This window comes from Arthrobacter sp. H35-D1 (assembly GCF_030063185.1).
Classification (GTDB): Bacteria; Actinomycetota; Actinomycetes; order Actinomycetales; family Micrococcaceae; genus Specibacter.
Window position 1 is genome coordinate 129090 of record NZ_JASISP010000001.1, and the last position, 21492, is coordinate 150581.

The 21492-nt window shown below is 62.0% G+C and carries 21 protein-coding genes and 1 pseudogene; 16 read left to right on the forward strand and 6 right to left on the reverse strand.

From position 1 onward, the window contains the following. Positions 1 to 128: 128 nt before the first annotated feature. Positions 129 to 359, reverse strand: coding sequence for an SDR family NAD(P)-dependent oxidoreductase (locus QMG25_RS20420; RefSeq protein WP_349307095.1), 231 nt, complete (start codon positions 357 to 359; stop codon positions 129 to 131). 262 nt (positions 360 to 621) lie between these two features. On the opposite strand from QMG25_RS20420, the gene QMG25_RS00605 reads away from it, so the two are divergent. Both QMG25_RS00605 and QMG25_RS00610 read left to right on the forward strand, forming a co-directional pair. Further along, a complete protein-coding gene (locus QMG25_RS00605; RefSeq protein WP_283456274.1) occupies positions 622 to 1032 on the forward strand; it encodes a hypothetical protein in 411 nt (136 codons plus the stop codon). Between the two features lie 305 nt (positions 1033 to 1337). Beyond that, positions 1338 to 1655: a hypothetical protein gene (locus QMG25_RS00610; protein WP_283456276.1), complete on the forward strand. Its 318-nt coding sequence runs from the start codon at positions 1338 to 1340 to the stop codon at positions 1653 to 1655. Between the two features lie 336 nt (positions 1656 to 1991). On the opposite strand, the gene QMG25_RS00615 is transcribed toward QMG25_RS00610, so the two are convergent. After that, complete coding sequence (locus QMG25_RS00615; protein WP_283456278.1) at positions 1992 to 2438, reverse strand: MerR family transcriptional regulator; 447 nt, start codon at positions 2436 to 2438, stop codon at positions 1992 to 1994. Between the two features lie 93 nt (positions 2439 to 2531). On the opposite strand from QMG25_RS00615, the gene QMG25_RS00620 reads away from it, so the two are divergent. Then, positions 2532 to 3524, forward strand: coding sequence for an arsenic resistance protein (locus QMG25_RS00620; RefSeq protein WP_283456280.1), 993 nt, complete (start codon positions 2532 to 2534; stop codon positions 3522 to 3524). A 209-nt stretch (positions 3525 to 3733) separates the two neighbouring features. Here the strand turns inward: QMG25_RS00620 and QMG25_RS00625 are convergent, their stop codons facing one another. Together QMG25_RS00625 and QMG25_RS00630 are read right to left on the reverse strand one after the other, a co-directional pair. Next, positions 3734 to 5086: a dihydrolipoyl dehydrogenase family protein gene (locus QMG25_RS00625; protein ID WP_283456282.1), complete on the reverse strand. Its 1353-nt coding sequence runs from the start codon at positions 5084 to 5086 to the stop codon at positions 3734 to 3736. A 60-nt stretch (positions 5087 to 5146) separates the two neighbouring features. Further along, complete coding sequence (locus QMG25_RS00630; protein ID WP_283456283.1) at positions 5147 to 5446, reverse strand: thioredoxin family protein; 300 nt, start codon at positions 5444 to 5446, stop codon at positions 5147 to 5149. A gap of 55 nt (positions 5447 to 5501) precedes the next feature. Between QMG25_RS00630 and QMG25_RS00635 the strand changes: the two genes are divergently transcribed. The 5 genes and pseudogenes from QMG25_RS00635 (at position 5502) to QMG25_RS20470 (ending at position 9988) form a co-directional block, all read left to right on the forward strand. Then, positions 5502 to 5906: a heavy metal-responsive transcriptional regulator gene (locus QMG25_RS00635; protein WP_283456285.1), complete on the forward strand. Its 405-nt coding sequence runs from the start codon at positions 5502 to 5504 to the stop codon at positions 5904 to 5906. A 213-nt stretch (positions 5907 to 6119) separates the two neighbouring features. Further along, on the forward strand, positions 6120 to 6716 hold the full coding sequence (locus tag QMG25_RS00640) for a recombinase family protein (RefSeq protein WP_283456287.1): 597 nt from the start codon (positions 6120 to 6122) through the stop codon (positions 6714 to 6716). 7 nt (positions 6717 to 6723) lie between these two features. Further along, on the forward strand, positions 6724 to 8109 hold the full coding sequence (locus QMG25_RS00645; protein WP_283456289.1) for a TnsB C-terminal domain-containing protein: 1386 nt from the start codon (positions 6724 to 6726) through the stop codon (positions 8107 to 8109). Further along, positions 8109 to 8921, forward strand: coding sequence for an AAA family ATPase (locus QMG25_RS00650; RefSeq protein ID WP_283456292.1), 813 nt, complete (start codon positions 8109 to 8111; stop codon positions 8919 to 8921). Before QMG25_RS00645 ends, QMG25_RS00650 begins: the two co-directional genes overlap by 1 nt. A 376-nt stretch (positions 8922 to 9297) precedes the next feature. After that, positions 9298 to 9988 (forward strand): annotated as a pseudogene (locus QMG25_RS20470) (recombinase family protein). Here the strand turns inward: QMG25_RS20470 and QMG25_RS00660 are convergent. After that, positions 9886 to 10845, reverse strand: coding sequence for a nucleoside hydrolase (locus QMG25_RS00660; RefSeq protein ID WP_283456294.1), 960 nt, complete (start codon positions 10843 to 10845; stop codon positions 9886 to 9888). The pseudogene QMG25_RS20470 and the gene QMG25_RS00660 sit on opposite strands and share 103 nt — an antisense overlap. 59 nt (positions 10846 to 10904) lie before the next feature. Further along, positions 10905 to 12428 carry a helix-turn-helix transcriptional regulator gene (locus QMG25_RS00665; protein WP_283456296.1) on the reverse strand — a complete coding sequence of 508 codons (1524 nt, stop codon included), beginning with the start codon at positions 12426 to 12428 and terminating at the stop codon, positions 10905 to 10907. Positions 12429 to 12585: 157 nt separating this feature from the next. Here QMG25_RS00665 and aceA point away from each other — a divergent pair, with 157 nt between their 5' ends. The 8 genes from aceA (at position 12586) to QMG25_RS00705 (ending at position 21380) form a co-directional block, all read left to right on the forward strand. Continuing rightward, positions 12586 to 13923, forward strand: coding sequence for an isocitrate lyase (gene aceA / locus QMG25_RS00670; protein ID WP_283456298.1), 1338 nt, complete (start codon positions 12586 to 12588; stop codon positions 13921 to 13923). Positions 13924 to 14026: 103 nt separating this feature from the next. Beyond that, the gene (gene aceB / locus QMG25_RS00675; RefSeq protein WP_283456300.1) at positions 14027 to 15691 is read left to right on the forward strand and encodes a malate synthase A; all 1665 of its coding nucleotides are present in this window, start codon (positions 14027 to 14029) and stop codon (positions 15689 to 15691) included. A gap of 255 nt (positions 15692 to 15946) precedes the next feature. Next, positions 15947 to 16645, forward strand: coding sequence for a DsbA family oxidoreductase (locus tag QMG25_RS00680; RefSeq protein ID WP_283456302.1), 699 nt, complete (start codon positions 15947 to 15949; stop codon positions 16643 to 16645). 138 nt (positions 16646 to 16783) lie between these two features. Further along, entirely contained in the window at positions 16784 to 17518 is a 735-nt protein-coding gene (locus tag QMG25_RS00685) for a sugar phosphate isomerase/epimerase family protein (protein WP_283456304.1), read from the forward strand. Then, complete coding sequence (locus QMG25_RS00690; RefSeq protein WP_283456306.1) at positions 17518 to 18645, forward strand: Gfo/Idh/MocA family protein; 1128 nt, start codon at positions 17518 to 17520, stop codon at positions 18643 to 18645. Before QMG25_RS00685 ends, QMG25_RS00690 begins: the two co-directional genes overlap by 1 nt. Then, positions 18642 to 19853 (forward strand): Gfo/Idh/MocA family protein, encoded by a 1212-nt coding sequence (locus tag QMG25_RS00695; protein WP_283456308.1) that lies wholly within the window; start codon positions 18642 to 18644, stop codon positions 19851 to 19853. The genes QMG25_RS00690 and QMG25_RS00695 overlap by 4 nt, the downstream gene beginning before the upstream one ends. A 4-nt stretch (positions 19854 to 19857) precedes the next feature. After that, entirely contained in the window at positions 19858 to 20859 is a 1002-nt protein-coding gene (locus tag QMG25_RS00700; protein ID WP_283456310.1) for a sugar phosphate isomerase/epimerase family protein, read from the forward strand. 137 nt (positions 20860 to 20996) lie between these two features. Beyond that, positions 20997 to 21380 carry an RNA-binding S4 domain-containing protein gene (locus QMG25_RS00705; protein ID WP_283456312.1) on the forward strand — a complete coding sequence of 128 codons (384 nt, stop codon included), beginning with the start codon at positions 20997 to 20999 and terminating at the stop codon, positions 21378 to 21380. The last annotated feature ends 112 nt before the right edge of the window (positions 21381 to 21492 follow it).

Genomic DNA, 21492 nt, shown 5'->3' on the forward strand with positions numbered 1-21492 from the left:
TGGATGCTGCTGACACCTTCACGCTACGTCCGGGCCACGGCCGGGACAGGCCTTCGAAGATGAACATCCGGTGAAGAGCCGCAGACTCGTCCGGGCGACCGTGCAACTGCCGCCCTGGGGGATGCCGGCTAATCGCGTCCCTGGTTCAGCTCACCGTCCTTCGTGGGCGGCCAGGAACTTGTACACCTCAGTCTCGTCCACGCCAGGGACAGCGCCCTGGCGAGGGCGCTGTCGCCGAGCGAGGCAAGCGCCTCGTCCAGCTGGTCCTGATGCCTGGCGGTGATCAGTACCCGGGCATCCTCGGCCCCCAAGCGCCGTGCAACGGCCAGCCCGATTCCTCGGCTGGCGCCGGTGACCACGGCCGTCTTGCCGCGGAACCGCCGGGCCGGGTCCGGTTGTCATTTTCAGAAGTCGAGTGCGCAAATGTCAGGAGTCATCTTCACTGGTCTGATTTTTCAGAAGTGCTCTGCACGAAATTTCAGAAGTTGTCAGCACATCCCTCCCTGTCCGCAAGGGGAACCGTCGCCGAACACAATTGCTATTAGTCATGGTTGCCACTAGGTGAGCTGAGGTCTTGGTAGGCTCGTTTTTTGAAACTATCTGGGCGTAAAGGTGGGGGAAATGAATTCAAATAATATTCTGGTAATGACTGCAGTAGTGGCCATGTTGGCACTGACTGGTTGCTCGGCACAGGCAAATGTATCGGCTGATGCTGTAGGGGGCATCACCTCTAGATCGGGTGAAAATTGCTCAGGGGGATTCGAGAGCATCTGGAATTCGACCCCAGTTGACGGTGATGTATCCGGACTGCCCCAGGAGACCGTGACGGTAGTTTCGGAGACGGGCCGGATCTTTGATGCCATGCGCAGGGGATCAGACGGGACCGCGGAGGCAGTTGCACTAGAGAGCGTCGATTACAAGGTCAATGTGGATCCGTCTTGGCCGAAGAACCACGCCGTGATGATCGATACTGCTACGGATAAGGTTCTTGAAATCATCGAAATACCGGCCGACGCACCCGTGTGTGACTAGGCTCATCCAGCCCATATGGTCAGTGATTGCCAGGGCCACCGTACTCAATTTCCGAAACCCCTGCAAGAAAATCCAGTACCCAATCTACGTGGGTCATCCGTGTCCCAATTTGGAACGCTCTGCGGTCATCACGATTGATGAAATCATCCCTTGGTTGGACGATCCAACTTTCACATCCTGGAAGAATTGACAGATGGAACCCAGCCCGAATGCTACCTCGGTCGTTATGGGTGCACTCGCCGTGACTCACAAGGAAATGATCTGAATTGCAACGAATGCCACTACGAGGATGGCTTGGACTAACCTTGCTCTCCTTCCTTGTCCTCGGCGTCACGTTTTTCATCGGGATATTCGCCTCCGGTAAGGACACTGACGAGACATGCGCGAAGGCAGGCCAACTGCTTGACGATACCTATCGGGCGCAGAACTGGCAAGAACCAGGGCGGCTCTTCCCTCTACATAACAAATGCAACGCCGGTTATGACATGATCCCGGTCTGGATCAATCCTGCTCTGGTGATCTTCTCCGTTCTAACGGCCACATTTATCTGCGCGTTTATCGTCGCGGCAACCAAACGTTTGAAAGCACACCGACGAGAACGCCAAATTCATGACAAGCGGTAAACTCACCCGCCGCAGTCTTCTCGGAGCTACCGTCGCAGTCTCCGGCACGCTGGTGTTCCCCATGAATGCGGCTCTCTTTATCCCGTAAGGGGTCTGTCCGGATAGGGTCTCAGAACCGTCCCGTAAGCCGGTCCACCACCGGGCACATCAGCCGCTGACCTGCTGCTTTGCAAATGGTGGCCCTTGAAGTGTCCGTATATGTGGTTTTCAACGCTTCGTGGCGGCGTTCTGTGATCGCTCGATGTCGCCGGCTACAGGTGCAGTCTTCCAAGGCAGTGAGGTTGCGAGGTATAGGGCTGCAGTGCGTGTCGCTCCATATACCCGCTAGTGGAACGTTTAGCGGGCTTCGGGCACGGATTGCTCTGGAAGTGGCGGGGTGGTGGTCTTACGTGCGCGGAAGACGCATTCTGTGGAGCAGTATTCGTCGCGGTCTGGGCAATTTGCTAGGCCGTCTTCGGCCTGATTGAGGCGGGCGCGTAGCGCATCCAAGTGTGCGCGTTTCTTATCTAGCTGGCGCACTCGTTCGGCCAAGAGGGATCGAAGGTGGTCTCTCACCTCGGTGCAGGAATCAGCTTCAAGTGAGTGGAGGTGGCTGCTTATGTCCGCTAGAGACAGGCCGAGTTCTTTGCTGGCCTCGATGATGTCGAGGCGGTTCAGCACGTCGCTGTCGTATTCGCGGTAGCCGTTGGTGGCGCGGCGGGGGCTGATGAGGCCAATGCTCTCGTAGTAGCGCAGCGCGGTGGTGGTGACGCCGCTGCGTTTGGTGACTTCCGAGATGCGCATGAGGTGAGCCTATCGGTTGTCTCCGCGCTTGACCTTCAAGTGACTAGAAGGTTTACAGTTGTTCACCATGACCTCTCTCTTCGGTTTCAGTTCGTGACGCACGTGGTTTTATGGCTGGAGCGCCACCAGATCCTTTTTTATCTCGCTGCGATTGCTATTGGTGGCGTCTTTGGGATGATGGTGGCCGATGCCCACCATCTTGAGACAGCGATCGAACCCGTGCTCGCGTTGCTGTTATTCGCGACGTTCCTCGGTGTCCCGTTTGCCGCTATCGGCAGGTCACTGCGCGATGTTCGGTTCCTCGGGGCGGTCGGCGTACTTAATTTTGTTGTCGTTCCGCTGGTGGCCTATGGCCTGTCTCGGTTTGTCGTGGATGAGCCTGCACTACTGTTCGGGGTGCTGTTGGTGTTGCTGACGCCGTGCATCGATTATGTGATCGTGTTCGCGGGCCTCGCTGGCGGCGCGTCGGAGCGTCTCCTCGCGGCTGCGCCGCTGCTGATGCTCGCGCAGATGCTGCTGCTGCCCGTGTATTTATTGGTATTCATCGGCCCGGATGGGGTCGCGGTGGTTGAGGTCGCGCCGTTCGCCAGGGCGTTCGTGCTGCTCATCGTGATCCCTCTGACCGCTGCCGTAGTCATACAGTGGCTGGCACAACGTCACCGCGCCGGGCACCTGATCCAGAGCATCATGTTGAACCTGATGGTGCCGCTGATGATTGCCACTTTGTTTACCGTCGTCGCCTCTCAGGCTGGCGCGGTTGGCGCGGCGGCCGTGCAACTCCTGACCCTAGTACCGATCTACCTCGCGTTCCTCGTCATTATGACAGTCGTCGGGCTCGGCACAGGCCGCCTATTTCGGTTAGACGTCCCGGCAACCCGCGCGCTTGTCTTCAGCGGAGCTACCCGCAATTCGCTGGTCGTGCTTCCGATGGCACTGGCGCTACCCGGATCCCTCGCGCTCGTCCCGGTCGTGGTGGTGACTCAAACACTGATCGAGCTGGTCGGCATGGTGGTCCTCGTCAGGATCGTTCCGCGACTTGTTCGCACCCCAGAGGCATCGAGAATAGAACTACCGCGGCATCTGTAAGACGAGCCGGCCAGCGTCTCAGCTCGGACCCACGGAGATGTCGCGAGTCCCGTCCCGGTATCATTTTCAGTTTAGTAACCCCAGTGATACACGGTATCGCGTTGACGTTGGCGAGCAACGACAACGCGGGTGAAGTGCACTTGTAGATGGCGTGGTTTTGGCGGCGGTAAATGGCGTGCATCCGACGGTGTTATGGCTGCGGTTTCTTTCTAGAGCATGGATCCGAGGTCTGAGCCGATGGATGGGTAGGTGGCGGTCATGGATTTCAGTTGTTTGGAGGTAAGGCCCAGTTTGATGGCGAGGGCGAAAATGTTGATGAGTTCGGCATAGCCGGGCCCGAGCAGGTGCGCTCCGAGGATTTTATTCGTGGTTTTGTCGATGATGATCTTCGTGCTGGCGGTTGTCTCGCCCACCCGGTAGTTGGAGTACCAGCCGCTGGTGTCGTTGGTCTCGACCACGATGTCGATGCCCCTGTCTCGTGCTTCCTGTTCAAGGACGCCGACTCGGTTGAGTTCCGGGATGGTAAATACAGTGGTGGGAACGCCGGTGTAGTCAGGGACGGTCGTGATGCCTTTGAGCATGTTGGAGGCGGCGATCTTCCCTTCGAACACTGCGACGGGGGTCAGGGGTTTTCCAGGGGTGTCGGCGGCATCGCCGGCGGCAAACACGGAAGGGTTTGTGGTGCTTTGCAGGTGTCCGCTCACGGTGACTCCTCGGGGCCCGGATGCGATGTTGGCGACTTCGAGGTTCAGAGTCTCTAGGTTGGCAGTGCGGCCGGCGCCGTGCACCGCCAGGTCGGCTCCGAGGGTTAATGTCTTCCCGTCTTTTTCCGCGGTCACTTCCAGCCCGGTGGCGGTTCGTCTCACGTGGGTGAGCGTGGTGTTTGATAGCACTTGGATTCCGGCCTGCTCACTCCTGTGGATGAGGTCTTCCACGAGGTCCGGATCGAATTCCTTCAAGGGACGCTCACCGTGGTCGATGATCACGCACTCAACGCCGGCGCGGGCGGCGATATGCGCGAACTCAAAGGAGATGAACCCTCCACCGATGAACACGATTCTCTGCGGTAGCGAGTCGAGGTCCAAGAAGTCGGTGCTATCGATCAGATGCTCATGGCCGGGAAAAGTGAGTGCGCGTGGGCGTGCGCCGGTTGCGATGAGGAAACGTTTCGCCTGGTGCTCTTTCCCGTTGATGCTGAGCAGGTTCGGCCCGGTGAATCGGGCAGTGCCATGGAAGATTTCTACCCCGTTCCCAGTGAGTTCATCTTCCATGCCTTGCGGCACAGCATCGGTAAAGCCTCGCTTGTGGCGCATCAGTGCCGCCCAATCGATCGACAGCCGGTCCTCGGTAATGCCCTTGTCACGCATCAAGTTGGCGGCGTCGATTACTTCCGCGCCACGACGGAGGATCTTCTTGGGATCACAACCACGCAGCGCACAGGTGCCCCCGTAGGGTAGGGCATCCACGATTCCCACCCGCCATCCCCGCGCCGCACATTTGTTCGCCGCCGTCGTGCCAGCCATCCCGGCGCCAATAACAAACAGATCGTATTCCTCGTCCATGGGATATTTCCTTCTTGCCGGCGCTGCCGGTCTCGTGAGTCGTGGTCGGGGTCGTTCTGCTTAGGTGGCGGGGATCGCTGCCCGGAGTTGTTCAAGTGTCGGCGCTCCGGCGATACCGTCGGGCGTCTGGTAAAGACGGCAGGAGAGCCCCACGGAAGAGATTCGATCCGGGAAAAGATCCGCGCCGTCGAGCAGGATGCTTGGTGAGCCGCGGAAGCCGGTAGCCTCCGCATCTTCGGGCGTCTCCACCAGAAGATGCGTCACTGTTATGTCGGTGCGCTCTTGTGCGATGATGGCCAGCCGTTCAGCGGCAATCAGCCAGTTCGGGCATCCGTTGAAGTATTGCAAGGTGATCTCCATGGGCCCAACACTAAACCTTGCACCGTACCGCAAGGTCAAGTGATTGGATAGGAGCATGCGAATTGGAGAACTGGCCCTTGCCACCGGAGTGAACACACAAACCCTCAGATTCTATGAACGCCGAGGCCTTCTTCCGCTCGCGGAACGGGAAATGAACGGATACCGTCACTATGACCAGGCCGCTGCCTCTCACATACGGTTTATCCGGGGAGCCCAGGCGGTCGGGATGACACTGGCAGACATAAAAAGCATCCTGGTCATCCGCCAGGACGGAAAGGTGCCCTGCGAGCACGTCACTGCACTGCTCATCAGGAAACTCGAAGACGTCCGTGCCCGGCAACAAGAACTAGCACTCCTGGAAACCGAGCTGCAAAATCTCATCGATACGAGTCGAGACCTCGACCCAGTCGACTGCACGGCAGGATCCGTCTGCCAGATCATCCCCCACCCACATCCATAGACCCTCTGGGCAGGAATCGTGGCCGTTGATGGCACCCCTTGCATTCAGTCATCGCGTCTCGAAAAACTACAGCTTTCCAAGGCGCCCGGACGGCGCGAAAACGGCCGAACAAAAGTGGCGACTTTCAGGCACTCGCTTTGTCTCGTAAACATGTCTTGCCGAAATTCGTCTCTCCTAGGTCTCTTCTAGCGGTTTTTGAGGCAGAATAGGCTTGTGAGACATCTCGGGTACACACGGGTCAGCACCAAGAGCCAAGACGCGCAGCTTCAGGTCGATGCGCTCGTCAAATCAGGCGTCCAAGAGCGCGACATTTTCGCCGACGTCACTTCTGGCAGCCGGACCGCGATTTCGCGCCCGGGGATGAAGAAGCTCCTTGAGTATGCCAAGCCTGGCGATACCGTCGTCGTGTGGAGGGTCGATCGGCTCGGGCGGTCCCTTATCGACGTGTTGAACACGGTGAAGCTGCTTCGGGAGCGGGAAGTGCAGGTGAAGAGCATCTCGGACGGCATCGACCCATCGACGACGTCGGGCCGTCTGATGCTGAACATGCTCGCCACGCTTGCCGAATACGAACGCGAGCTGATCACTGAAAGAGTGAACGCTGGAATTACGGCCGCCCGAAAAGGCGGCACCCGGTTCGGCCGTCCCTTGTCAGATCCCGTCGTCGTCGCCGACAAGCTTAAGCTTGTCTCCGAAGCCAGGGCCAAGGGTCGGACCGCGGAGGACGCGGCGAAGCTCGTCGGGTGGAGTCGCGCGACGTTGTATCGCCACCAGCAGGCCCTCGCGGCGCGCGAGAGCACGACAGTGTAGGTGTCGTGTGGATGCGCTCGAGCGGTGGCGTGTTCTTCGGCTGCATGTCGAAGACCAGATCCCGATCGCGGTCTTGGCGAGGGAGACCGGTATTTCGGCCCGAACGTTGCACCGGTGGCACCAGCTCTACCGCAAGGGCGGCGACGTCGGCCTTGATCCTCGTCCCCGCGCCGACAAAGGTGTCCGCCGGACAGCCCCCGGGACGGTGGCGTTCATCGAGCGGTTGGCACTGACCCGGCCGCGCCCTGCTCTTGCGACGTTGCACCGCCTCGCCGTCGCCGACGCGCTGCAACGCGAGCTGCCGGCGCCAAGCTACGCGGCCATTCGGCAGATCGTTCGCGCCCTCGATCCGGCCCTGGTCACTCTCGCTCTCGAAGGGCCGGTGTCGTATCGGGACAAACACGAGCTCGTGTTCCGTCGCCGCGCCGAACGACCCAACCAGACGTGGCAGTCCGACCACACCGAACTCGACATCCTCATCGTCGGTGCCAACGGGAAACCTGACCGGCCCTGGCTGACCACCGTCATGGACGACTACTCCCGTGCCATCTGCGGGTACATGGTCTTCACCGGCGCCCCGTCAGCCCTGAACACGGCCCTCGCGTTGCGACAGGCGATCTGGCGAAAGACCGACCCTGCCTGGGCGATGTGCGGGATCCCCGACATCCTGCACGTGGACCACGGCTCCGACTTCATCAGCCACCACCTCGAGCGCACCGCAATCGCCCTGCACATCAGGATCATCCACTCCACCGTTGGCCGGCCCCAGGGCCGCGGGAAGGTCGAGCGGTTTTTCGGCACAGTAAACACCGAACTACTCGGCATCCTCCCCGGGCACCTCGGACCCGGTGCCCGGTCACCCGCCCCTGTGCTTGATCTGCCAGGCCTTGATCGAGCGGTCCGCGACTTTATCGCCACCTACAACGACCGGCCCCACAGCGAGTTAGGCATGTCGCCGCGGGACGCGTGGGTCGCTGACGGTTGGCTGCCCCGGATGCCGGAGAGTCTTGAAGAACTCGACGGGCTGCTCCTGACTGTTCCCAAGAACCGGGTCGTGCAACGCGACGGCATTCACTTCCAAGGCCAGCGCTACCTCTCTCCAACCCTCGCTTCGTTCGTCGGGCACACCATCACCATCCGGTACGACCCTCGCGATATCTCCGAGATCCGCGTCTACGACCGGGATGCCTTTGTCTGCACCGCTATCGACGAGGCCCACCCGAACCTTCGCCTCAGTCTCCGGGACATCGAAACGGCACGCCGTGCCCGACGCAAGCAACTGCGCCGAGTCATCAACGATCGGATTCCGACGGTCGTCACCCGCGATGAAGCTCGCACCCCGGAACCGACAAAGCGGCGGCCAAAGCTTCGCACCTACGAAGAGGACGAGTGATGAATCAAGCATTCATCGTCACCAAGGAACACCGACGCTTCACCGAGTTCGCGAATGCCGTCCGGAAGGAAAAGACCATCGGGATCTGCCACGGCGCGGCTGGCGTTGGGAAAACGAACTCCGCCCGCCGCTACGCCAACTGGGATGCCCTTGAGCCCTACATCAACGAGTGGGGGCCGAGGGGAGATCACGACGCGAAGCACTACGCCCTCGCGAACCGATCCCGCACCGTCTTCTACACACCCGAAGTCCTCTGCCGACCCAAAGAACTCATGCACGACATCGAGCATTGGCAGTACAAAGTCGGGATCTGCACCGACGGACACCTTAGCTCCCTCATACCCGAGGCGAAGACGGTCAGGCGCAAGGACGTCACCCGGCTCGTTGAGCTCCTCATCGTCGATGAAGCCGAACGCCTCACTCCTACCGCCCTCGAACTCCTCCGAGACCAGCACGACCGCACTCATCTGGCAATGATCCTTATCGGCATGCCCGGCATCGACGAACGATTCCGCCACTACCCACAGCTCTACAGCCGACTCGGGTTCTCACACCGTTACCGCGCCCTCGGGCGAGAAGAGATCCTGTTCGTCCTAGACCGCCACTGGAAACGCCTTGGTAAAACCCTCGACCCAGACGACTTCACCGACGCCCAAGCCATCGCCGCCATCGAAAGAATCACGCGCGGCAACTTCCGACTCCTCGAACGGCTCTTCCCCCAGATCAACCGGGTACTGAAGATCAACCAGCTCGACACCATCACCGACGACGTCGTTGAAGCTGCAGCAAGCATCCTGGTCATCGGCAATTAGCGACACCGAGCGATCACAGAACAATGCCACGGAGCGATCAAATCCACAGTCCGTATAGGGTGTCCGGTGAACTGTCCGGTGATGGGTCCCTATGTGACACGCTGATCTACATGTCTAAGATCATGGTCGGCTACGCCAGATATGTTGGCATGAGACACGTCCAACCGGGTCTCTGTCTCACAACGAGCATCGATTCTTCAGGCACCGTCATGGTCTGCGTCTGATTCGCCGGTCAGGGCGAGTACCGAAGAGCTCCAGCCAGACGTCACACGCGCCATTCGGGGAAGGATCGCCGACATTGCCCGGACAACATCAATTCCATGGCCACAGCAGCCACGCGCGTGAGACACGGCCAAAGCGTCTACATAACACACGCGTGTCCACCGAGGCTCAAGACCTCTCCGCACAGCGTGATGCCCTGGCAACCCTTGGCGTTGAGTCGGAACGCGTCTATGTTGGTCATGGGTTTACCGGCACCAACAAGAATCGTGCTGGCCTCCGCGAAGCCTTAGCCGCTTGCCGGGCCGGAGATACCTTCGTCGTTACCAGACTTGACCGCTCGGCCCGTTCCGTCCGGGACGCCCACGAAATCGCCGATAACCTCACGAGCCGCGAAATCAAACTCAGCATCAGCGGTTCCCCATGACCCTACCGATCCGATGGGCAAACTGCTGTTCAACGTGCTGGCAATGATCTCCGAGTTCGAAGCCGACCTTATTCGGATGCGCACCCGCGAAGGAATGAAGGTTGCCAAGGCCAAGGGACGGCTCCGGGGGAAGCATCCCAAACTCACCACGAAGCAGGAAAGTGACACCGGTGTTGGGGACCTTCTGTCATGCACCATGAGGGCTTCTTCCGTTGTGATCCCGCTTGCCCGTCGGCAACAACCGCCAGCATGCTGCGGAAATCGGCAACGGTCAAGGGTTCGGTGCGGCGTCGCGCGGCGGCCTTCAGGCCCGACCCGTCAGGCCTCAACCCCCAAGGTGCCCAGGAACAGTTCCAGGACCTTCTCGACGTCGGCGCCCAGCACCACGTCGACAACGGGCCATTGGCCGGCGGTGCCGTGAATCGTGTCCTCGCCCACGTGCGTGCGCCTGTCCACCATGGTTTGCCCGCGGCTGGCGCCTGCGGCTAGCTGCACCTGCACCGGCAGGGACTGGCTGCGCATGAGGTCTCCGGCCACCAGTGCGCAGACGGCCCCGGCATCTCCAATGAGGCTCAAGCCCCGGTCCTCCTCGCCCTCTTCGCCCGGGAAGCGGAAGGACAGCAGCCCGCCCAATGCATGAGCAACGCGGCCCGGCGCGGCAGCAATCTCCTGGACGCGGGCAGCATCCAAGCCCACCGTGTTGAACACATCCAGCCCGTACATGGTCAGGGGCACGCCGCTGTTGATCACCACGTGGGCGGCTTCAGGGTCGTGCCAAATGTTGAACTCGGCCACGGCGGTTGCGTTCCCCACCGATGCCGAGCCCCCCATGAACAGGATTCGTGCAATCTTCGCGGCGCATTCCGGATAGGTGCGCAGCAGGAGCGCCAGGTTCGTCAGCGGGGCCAGTGCCACCACCGTGATCGGTTCGGCGGAATCGGAGAGGACCCGGCGCATCATTTCAACGGCGTGCACCGGCACGGGGCGGCGGGAGCTGGCGGGCAGCCCAAGGTTGCCCAGGCCGTCTTGGCCGTGGACGTGGGCGGCGCTTCGCGGATCCTCGATCAGCGGGCGGAGAGCACCTGCCGCCACCGGGATGTCGGGTGCATCGAGAACGTCGAGGATTTTGAGCGTGTTCTCGACGACGCGCTCGACGCCGACGTTGCCGGAGACGCAGCTGACGGCCCTGACATCGATGTCCGGGTGCTTGATCGCAAACATGAGCGCCATGGCATCGTCAATGCCGGTGTCGACGTCCATCATGATGGTGTGCTTCATGGGGTGGTCCTACTTTCGTTCAGGCGGTGATGGCCGGGCGGAGGGCGCTGGCACTGCCGCTACCGTTCTGCGTGGGCGGAGAGAAACTTGTACACCTCAGTCTCGTCCACCCCGGGGAAAGCACCCTGTGGCATGGCTGCGAGCAAATGCGAGTTGGCACGCGTGGACGGCCAGGCGTTTCCGGCCCACTGTGCCGAAAGCTCGGCCGGCGGCCTGCGGCAGCAGCTTGGATCCGGGCAGTTGGACTGCGAGCGCTCAGTGGTTTCACGCCCGCGGAACCACTTCACGTGGGCGTAGGGCACGCCAATGCTCAGCGAATAGTCGCCCGAGGAATGCCGCTCGGTCCGCGCAGTGCACCAAAAAGTTCCCACCACGGTGTCCGTGTACTGGTTGAACGCCCGGAACTTGTCAGGGACGTCGAAAACTGCACGGGAGGTCCAGTAGCGGCATGCCGACTGCCCCTCGATGGCTCCGGTGTGATCGGCGGGGAAGTTCACGCCGTCGTTCTCGTAGGCCTTGTGGAAGATTCCGGACTCGTGCACCTTTTGGAAGTGCGTGGTGATGCCCAAGTGCTCGGTGGCCAGATTGGTGAAGCGGTGTGCCGCGGTTTCATAGGAGACGGAAAAGGCGTCGCGGATGTCTTCGATGGCCAGCTCCTTGGCCGCCTTTGCCTCCTTGAGGAAATCCACGGTGGCCCGCTCGGGCATCAACAGCGAGGCCGCAAAGTAGTTGGTGTATACGCGCTGGCGCAAAAATTCAGCGTAGTTGTGCGGGGTCTCATGCCCCAAAACATAGTGCCCCAGTGCCTGCAACAGCACCGAACGGGGGTCGTGGTCCGAACGCTGACCTTGGGTGAGATAAATTCGGCGGTTCTTCAAATCCGTCACCGATCGGGTTGAATGCGGTAAATCCCCCACATAGTGCAGGTCAAAACCCAGGTGTTCGGCCACGTCGGCAGCCACATGGTGGGACAGCGGTCCGCGGTCATGCCCCACCGCCTTGAGCAGGTCCTGGGCCTGGCGCTCGATCTCCGGGTAATAGTTGTTGCGCTCGCGCATTTCCTGGCGCAGTTCGTTGTTGGCCCGACGCGCCTCCTCCGGTGTGGCCGACTGCTCGTCCATCCGGCGCTCCAGCTCGTGCTGGAGCCCCACCAGTGACTCCAATACCTCCGTGGAGAGCCTCGAGCCGACGCGGACTGTGGGCAATCCCAATGATTGGTAGAGCGGACCGCGCTGTGCCCTTTCGAGCTCGATTTCCAGCGCAGCCCGTCTGCTGGGCGGCTCGGCTCCCAGCAGTTGTTCAAGCCCGACGCCGAGTGCCCCCGCCAGCTGCTGCAGGAGCGTCAGCTTGGGCTCACGTTTGCCATTTTCAATTAGCGACAGCTGGGACGGGGCGGCCCCCACCTTCCGGCCGAGATCGTCAAGGGTCATGCCCAAGCCTTTGCGCAGGTGCCGCACACGCCGGCCCAGCGAAATGATGTCCAGTTCCCCAGGTGCCCCTGCCACTTTGCCGCCCGGAGCAGCCGCTTCGCCCACATTCCAGCCCGTATTAGTCATTTCTTGACAATACGCGAAGAAGTGCAAATATTTCCACTGTTTACCCCTAGATGCTTCTTGATAACCCCTGAATAGTAGAAATCACAAAGAAGGAATCCAGATCTCCACTCTCAACTTTTGCGGCTTCAGCGACGAAGCGTCATTGAGGAAGCAGGGGAGATCGCCCACAACAAGGAGCGAGACCATGACAGCAGCATTCGACCCCGCAACGACGCCGGAGCAGAACAACGCACAGGCTGCCGCCGCTCTCGAACTCGAATGGGCTGCGGACCCGCGCTGGAACGGCATCGAGCGCAGCTACACGGGCGAGGATGTCGTTAAGCTCCGCGGCAGGGTCCAAGAGGAACACACCTTGGCCCGCCGCGGTGCGGAAAAGCTCTGGGACCAGCTCCGCAATGCCGAGCCAGGCGGCTACACCAACGCACTGGGTGCACTGACCGGCAATCAGGCCGTCCAGCAGGTCAAGGCCGGTTTGAAGGCCGTCTACCTCTCCGGTTGGCAGGTCGCCGCAGATGCCAACTCCAACGGCAACACCTACCCGGACCAGTCCCTGTACCCCGTGGACTCGGTGCCCAAGGTGGTCCGCCGCATCAACAATGCACTCCTGCGGGCGGACCAGATCGAATCCTCCGAAGGGATCCAGAGCGTTGAGGATTGGCTGGTGCCGATCGTGGCGGATGCCGAGGCCGGCTTTGGCGGACCGCTGAACGCCTACGAGCTGATGAAGTCCATGATCATCTCCGGCGCATCCGGGGTCCACTGGGAGGACCAGCTGGCCAGCGAAAAGAAGTGCGGCCACTTGGGCGGGAAAGTCCTGATCCCCACCAAGTCGCATGTCCGTACGCTGAACGCTGCAAGGCTCGCGGCCGACGTCGCCGGCGTCCCTTCCGTCATCATTGCCCGCACGGACGCCGAGGCGGCCACCTTGATCACCTCCGACGTCGACGAACGCGACCAGCAGTTCCTCATCCGCTCAGGATCGGAACCGGAGCGCACCGAGGACGGTTTCTACAAGGTCCGCAACGGTATTGAGCCCTCCATCGCGCGGGCACTTGCCTACGCACCGTGTTCGGACCTGATCTGGATGGAGACAGGTACTCCGGACCTGGCGCACGCTGCGAAGTTTGCCGAAGCAGTCAAGGCCGAATTCCCCGACCAGATGCTCGCCTACAACTGCTCGCCGTCGTTCAACTGGAAAAAGCACCTGGACGACTCCACCATCGCTAAATTCCAACGCGAACTTGGCGCCATGGGATACACCTTCCAGTTCATCACGCTGGCAGGTTTCCACTCACTGAACCACTCGATGTTTGATCTTGCCCATGGCTACGCCCGCAACGGCATGAGCTCCTACGTCGAACTGCAGGAGCGCGAATTTGGCTCCGAAGACCGCGGATACACCGCAACCAAGCACCAGCGCGAAGTGGGCACAGGCTACTTCGACGCGGTGGCGACAGCGCTGAACCCCAACAGCGGCACCCTCGCATTGGCAGGCTCCACCGAAGCCGAGCAGTTCCACTAACACGTTCCCAATCTGTGCTGCAGATGTTGGACCGATTTGCCCGGAAAAGGCGGATTTTCGTCCAACGTCTGCAGCACAGATGAACAAGACTTGGAGTAGACCCATGAACTCGACGAACAGCCTGAACGGGATCACGTTCAACGGCATCACCCTGACAGCTCCGCCCATCCACCGCCAATCCGAAATCCTGACCCCCGAGGCCTTGGATTTCATCGCCGCACTGAACCGCACGACGACGGCGCGCCGCCAGGACCTGCTGGCAGCCCGCCGGACCAGCCGCAGCCGGATCTCCAGCGGCCTCGACCCCAGCTACCTGCGCGAAACCGCCCACATCCGGGACGACCCGCACTGGCGCGTCGCTCCCCCGGCACCCGGGATGGAGGACCGTCGGGTGGAAATCACCGGTCCGGTGGATCGGAAGATGACCATCAACGCCTTGAATTCCGGAGCGAAGGTGTGGCTGGCGGACATGGAGGACTCCTCCACACCGACGTGGGGCAATGTGATCCGCGGCCAGTTGAATCTCATCGATGCGCTGGAACGCCGCATCGACTTCACCTCACCGGAAGGGAAGGAATACCGCCTGGCGGACCCGGAGGACATGCCCACCATTGTGGTCCGCCCGCGCGGTTGGCATCTGCCGGAAAAGCACCTGCTCATCAATGGCAAGCCCATGGCCGGCGGCATCGTGGATTTCGGTTTGTTCTTCTTCCACAATGCCCGCCGGCTGATCGCCCAGGGCAAGGGGCCGTACTTTTACCTGCCGAAGATTGAAAACCACTTGGAGGCACGCCTGTGGAATGACATCTTCATCCAGGCCCAGGACCTGCTGGGCATCCCGCAGGGCACCATCCGGGCCACGGTGCTGATTGAAACCATCACGGCGGCATTTGAGATGGAGGAGATCCTCTACGAACTACGCGACCACGGTGCCGGCCTGAACGCCGGGCGCTGGGACTACCTGTTCTCCGTCATCAAGAATTTCCGCACCCGCGGCCCGCGCTTCATCCTCCCGGACCGGAACCAGATCACCATGACGGCACCGTTCATGCGGGCCTACACGGAGCAGCTGGTCCGGGCCTGCCACCGCCGCGGGGCCATGGCCATCGGGGGCATGTCCAACTTTGTGCCCAACCGACGCGATCCGGAAGCCAACGCCATCGCGTTGGAGGCTGTCCGGGCCGACAAGACCCGCGAGGCCGACGACGGCTTCGACGGTTCTTGGGTGGCCCACCCCGATCTGGTGCCCGTGGCCATGGATGTCTTTGACGAAGCCCTCGGCTGGAATCCGAACCAGATGAGCCGCCTCCGCGAGGACGTGGAGCTGGACGGCAGGGCCCTGTTGGATGTTGCCGGCACCAAGGGCACCATCACCGAGCAGGGCATCCGGGACAACCTCTGGGTGGGCATCCAGTACATCGAGTCCTGGCTGCGCGGCCACGGCGCCGTCGCACTGAACAACCTCATGGAGGACGCCGCCACCGCGGAAATCTCCCGCTCACAGATCTGGCAGTGGATCCGCAGCCAGGCCATCACCGACACGGGCGAGCTCATCAGCTACGACTGGGTGGTGGAGATGCTCGGAGAGGAGTTCGCCAGGCTGCCCCGTTTTGACGGCGACAGGTTTGACGACGCCCTGGACATCTTCAGCGACGTCGCCCTGGGCGAAGAGTTCCCCACGTTCCTGACCCTCTCGGCCTACGCCGACTACCTGCATCCGACTCCGGAGCGAGCACCGGTCAAGGAGCTGGCCCTGGCAGCGGCATAATTTCCACAATTTTGGCTGGCTTGCCGGACACGCCGCCACTGCCGGCCCGAGAGTCGGGCCCCGGCAGCCAGCCACTACTCTCATCCACAGCGGCACCCTCACCGCCCCTACCGACCCACCCCGTCCCCACGCGGACGTCGAGACGGGAGCAGTCTGCAATGTTCTTCGCATACATTGCAGACTGCTCCCGTCTCGATTTTTGCGCCCTGGAATGAGTTGCGGAATATCGGCGGCACCGCGCCTGTTGCCGCCAGTATGAAGATTGAGATCTGGTCCGACGTGGCCTGCCCCTGGTGCTTCATTGGCAAGCGCCGCTTTGAAACCGCACTGAACGCCTTCCCGCACAAGGAATCGGTGGAGGTGCAGTGGCGCAGCTACCAGCTGGACCCCACCCTCCCCGAGCACTACGACGGCACCGAGCTCGACTACCTCGTTGCGCGCAAGGGCATGGACCGCGCCCAACTCATGGGCATGCTGGGCCAGGTCAAGGACGCGGCCGAGGGCGAGGGGCTGCATTACAAGTTCGACGGCGTAGTGGTCGCCAACAGCTTCAAGGCCCACGAACTGCTCCATCTGGCCGCGGCACACGGACAAGCCGACACCGTCAAGGAAGCCCTGCTCTCGGGCCGCTTTGAGCAGGGACTGGACATCGGAAGCCGCGAGGCTCTGGTCCGCATCGGCACCGAAGCAGGCCTGTCCGCCGTCGACATCAATGAAGCGCTGGACACCGACAAGTACGCGGAAGGTGTCCGGGAGGACTTTGCCGAGGCCCGCGCTCTCGGTGTTACCGGCGTTCCGTTCTTCGTCATCGACAGGAAGTACGGCATCTCCGGCGCCCAGTCTGCTGAGTTGTTCAGCCAGGCCCTTGCGGAAGCGTGGCAGGAAGCCAACCCGTTGACCATGGTTGCTGCCAACGGCTCCGAGGCATGCGGTCCCGACGGCTGTGCCATCTAAGCAGTTTTCGCAGCGGCTTTGCCGATGCAGTGCACCAGTACGGACCGGCCGGTTCAATCCGGCCGGCCCGTTGTTTGTCCGCCGTCAAAAGTTCCCCTAGGTTGAACATGAAACCATTCATGCCTTGAAGGAGTTCCGATGACGTATTCCCTGCAGCTTTACAGCGTTCGCAAGCACCTCGAGAAGGATCTTCCCGGAACCATTGCTCGCATCGCGGAAATCGGTTTCACCCAGGTGGAGCCCTACAACTTTGTGGCAACCGCCGAAACCCTGGCCCAGGCTTTTGCCGCCAACGGCATCAGTGCCCCGTCCGGCCACGCACCGCTGCTGAGCGCCGACCAAGACGAGATCTTCAGGGCAGCCAACAAGTTGGGCATCGAAACCGTCATTGACCCGTACATCCCCGCCGAGCAGTGGCAGAGCGCCGCGGACATTGAAAAGACGGCCTCGGTCCTGAATGCCGCCGCCAAGAAAGGCGCCGAATACGGCGTTCGCGTTGGCTATCACAACCACGCGTGGGAGCTGGAGTCGCAGATCAACGGCAGCACGGCCCTGGAGTATCTCAACTCGCTGCTCGACCCTGAACTGGTGCTCGAGGTGGACACGTACTGGGTTTCCGTGGGCGGGCAGGACCCTGTCGCCTTGCTCGGACGCCTCGGCGACCGCGTCAAGTTCATCCACATCAAGGACGGCCCACTGACCACGAACGACGTGGACCAGCTTCCCGCCGGCCAAGGCGCAATGCCCATCCGGGACGTCATCGATGCGGCCGCGTCCATGGAAGTGGGCGTCGTGGAATTTGACGACTATGCCGGCGACATCTTTGCGGGCATAGCCGAGAGCCTTGCCTACCTGAAACAAGGGAAGGCTTGATGCCCGTGGCAAAGAACGGACCCGTCGGCGTCGCCGTCATCGGCGCAGGAAACATCAGCAAGCAGTATCTGGACCACCTGACCACCTTCCCGGACGTGAAAGTGCTTGTCATTGCCGATCTCTTCGAAGAGGCGGCAGCCGCCCGGGCCGCCGAATACGGCATCGAGACTTCCGGCGGCGTTGCTGCGGCACTCGATCATCACGACGTGGAAATCATAGTTAATCTGACCATCCCGGCCGCGCACGTTGAAGTTGCCGCGACAGCGGTGCGGGCCGGCAAGCATGTATGGACGGAAAAGCCGTTCTCCTTGGATCGCGAAAGTGGCTTGGGACTGTTGAAACAGGCACAGGCTGCCGGCGTTCGACTCGGCTGCGCTCCGGACACATTTTTGGGCGCAGGCCTGCAGACGGCCCGGCGGCTGATCGATGACGGTGCGATTGGAACCCCGCAGACGGCACTGACCATGTTCCAGTCCCCCGGCCCCGAGTCCTGGCACCCGAACCCGGCGTTCTTGTTCCAAGCAGGTGCCGGACCGCTCTTTGACATGGCCCCGTATTACCTGACCACGCTGGTTCAGACGTTCGGTCCCATCGCCAAGGTGGCCGCCGTCGGCAACACCGCCTTCCCCACGCGCACCATCGGTTCCGGTCCCAAGGAAGGCGAGGTGTTCGACGTCGAGGTTCCCACCCATGTGAGCGCCATTGCCACGTTTTCCTCGGGCGCCTCGTCGCACAGCGTGTTCAGCTTCGAGTCCCCCAGGGCCCGCATGGGCTTTGTGGAGATCACCGGCATCGAAGGCACCATCTCGCTGCCGGACCCCAACAACTTCGACGGCGACATCCTGCTGTGCAAGCGCGGCGAGGAAGACTGGACCAGCATTCCCTGCGAAGGCCCTGCCGACGGCCGTGGACTGGGTGTTCTGGACATGGCCCGCGCCATCCGGGCTGGAGTCCCGCACCGCGCCACGGGCGAACTCGCCTACCACGTCCTCGATGCCATGGTGTCCATCACCGAGTCTGTTGAAAGCGGCGAATTTGTCCACGTCGCCAGCACAGCCCCGGCCTCAACACCGGTGCCCGTGGACTGGAACCCCACCGAAGCAACCCTCCAGGAACCCCTGTCATGAGCTCTCCGCTACCCTTCGCGGCCAGACCGCTGGGTGTGGCCGCCACTGGCTACGCCTTCATGGTCCAGGCGCACTCCCATGCCTGGCGCACAGTGGCCAGCCACTTTGACGTGCCTGACTTTGAACAGAAAGTGCTGGTGGGCAGAAACCCCGAGGCCGTGGCGGCGGCTGCACGAAAGTACGGCTGGAGTGAATCGGCCACGGATTGGCGGGAGGTCATTGCCCGCGATGACATCGACATTGTGGACATCTGCGTTCCCGGCTGGCTGCACGCTGAAATTGCGACGGCGGCACTCGCCGCGGGCAAGCACGTGCTGGTGGAGAAGCCACTGGCCAACACCTTGGCCGAGTCCGAAGCGATGGTCGCCGCAGCGCAGGCCACCCGGCTTCTCGGCGTTCGTTCCATGGTGGGCTTCAACTACCGGCGTATCCCGGCGCTGGCTTTGGCTCGCAAGCTCATCGCGGACGGGCGGCTGGGCCGCATCCGCCAGGTCCGCGCGTCGTACCTGCAGGACTGGCTCGCTGACAGCGAGGCGCCCATGTCCTGGCGTCTGCGCAAGGAAACCGCCGGTTCCGGTGCGCTGGGGGACATCGCCTCGCACGCCGTCGATCAGGTTCAGCACCTACTCGGCGACACGGTCACTGAGGTGTCAGGCAAGCTGCACACCTTTGTCACCGAGCGTCCCGGCCCCGATGGTCCGGAATCTGTCACTGTCGACGACGCCGCTTGGGCCACCCTGTCCATGGCCGGCGGTGCGGTGGCGAGCGTGGATGTGTCCCGCGTGGCACTGGGCCAGAAGAATGCCCTCCGCGTGGAGGTTTATGGCACTGGAGGGTCGCTCACTTTCAATCTGGAGAGCCCCAACGAGCTCCACTTCCTCGACGGCACAGAGCCCATCGAAGTCCAGGGCTTTCGGCGCATCCTTGTCACCGAACCGGAGCACCCCTACATCTCCGGGTGGTGGCCGCAGGGCCATGTGCTTGGCTGGGAGCACAGCTTCACCCACCAGATCCGCGACTTCCTGCTGAACATTGACGGCGGGACCGATCCGTCGCCGTCGTTCGAGGAAGGTCTTGGTGTCCAACACGTACTGGCGGGCATCGAAGCGTCCCACGCACTTGGCGGAGCCACCGTCCCCGTGGCTCAGCCAGTTCCAACGGTTCAACCTGCCGAACCCGCATCACCCCACCCCACGTCAAAGGACTGACGCCATGCCCCGCCCCTACACCCTGTTCACCGGCCAATGGGCCGATCTTCCCTTCGAGGAAGTGGCCCGCCTCGCTTCCGGGTGGGGCTACGACGGGCTGGAAATCGCCTGTTCCGGCGACCACCTGGACGCTTGGCGCTGGGACGAGCCCGGCTATGTCGAGGGCAAGCTGGCCGTGCTGGCAAAATACAACTTGAAGGTCTGGGCAATCTCCAACCATCTCAAAGGCCAGGCCGTGTGCGACGACCCGATCGACTTCCGCCACGAGGCGATAGTCGGGTCAAGGGTGTGGGGCGACGGTGACCCGGAGGGTGTCCGCCAACGCGCCGCCGAGGAGATGAAGCACACCGCGCGGCTGGCCCAAGCCCTCGGCGTGAAAACGGTGGTGGGCTTCACCGGCTCATCGATTTGGCAGTATGTGGCCATGTTCCCGCCGGTGCCGGAATCCGTGATCGACGCCGGGTACCAGGACTTTGCCGACCGCTGGAACCCAATCCTGGACGTCTTTGACGAATGCGGCGTCCGCTTCGCCCACGAGGTGCACCCTTCCGAGATCGCCTACGACTACTGGACCACCGTGCGAGCCCTGGAAGTCATTGGCCACCGAAAAGCGTTTGGGCTGAACTGGGACCCGTCGCACTTCATGTGGCAGGGCATCGACCCGGTGTCTTTCATCTGGGACTTCAAGGACCGGATCTACCACGTGGACTGCAAGGACACGAAGCTGCGCATGACCGGGCGCAACACCGTCATGGGCTCCCACCTGCCGTGGGGCGACCCGCGCCGGGGCTGGGATTTTGTTTCTGCCGGCCGCGGCGACGTGCCGTGGGAATCGGCGTTCCGGGCCCTGACGGCGATCGGCTACGACGGTCCCCTCTCGATCGAGTGGGAGGACGCCGGCATGGACAGGCTGCAGGGCGCACCGGAAGCCCTCGCCGCGTTGCAGAAGTTCAATTTCGCACCATCCGGGCTGTCCTTCGACGCCGCCTTCAGCAACCAGGACTAGCGACGTCGGATGCCACTTGTCGCCGTCGTTTGTGAAAAATGCCGCCCTTTGACGAAATTGCCATGGAACAAACCCTGGCGATTCCGTCAAAGGGCGGCATTTTTGCCAGTGGCAGCCGCGCTAGAGTGGATTCCACTATGAGCATCCCGAAAAGTGCACCGGCCTCGGTCCGCATTGATGCGTGGTTGTGGTCGATCCGCGCCTACAAGACACGGTCAATGGCCACTGCGGCCTGCCGCGCCGGCCACGTAAAACTCAACGATGTCAACGCCAAAGCCTCCCACACCGTGGTTCCGGGCGATACGATCCGTGTCCGCCAGCCCGGCTACGACCGGATTTTGGAAGTCCGCCGACTGATCAACAAGCGCGTGGGCGCCGAGGCCGCCTCGCACTGCTTCACCGACCACACTCCCCCGCGCCCTGTGCTGCCGGCACTTGGCCTCCCCCAGCGCGACCGCGGCACCGGCCGACCCACCAAAAAGGACCGTCGCGACATGGACAAGCTCCGCGGAGACCCCTGACCGCACAGCTCCTCAACTGTCAGCCACGTCCTCGCGCAAGCTGGGCGGTGCCGCTATCGCGCACCGTCCCCTTGACAGCGCACCGCAGCACGACAACCATGGCAACAACACA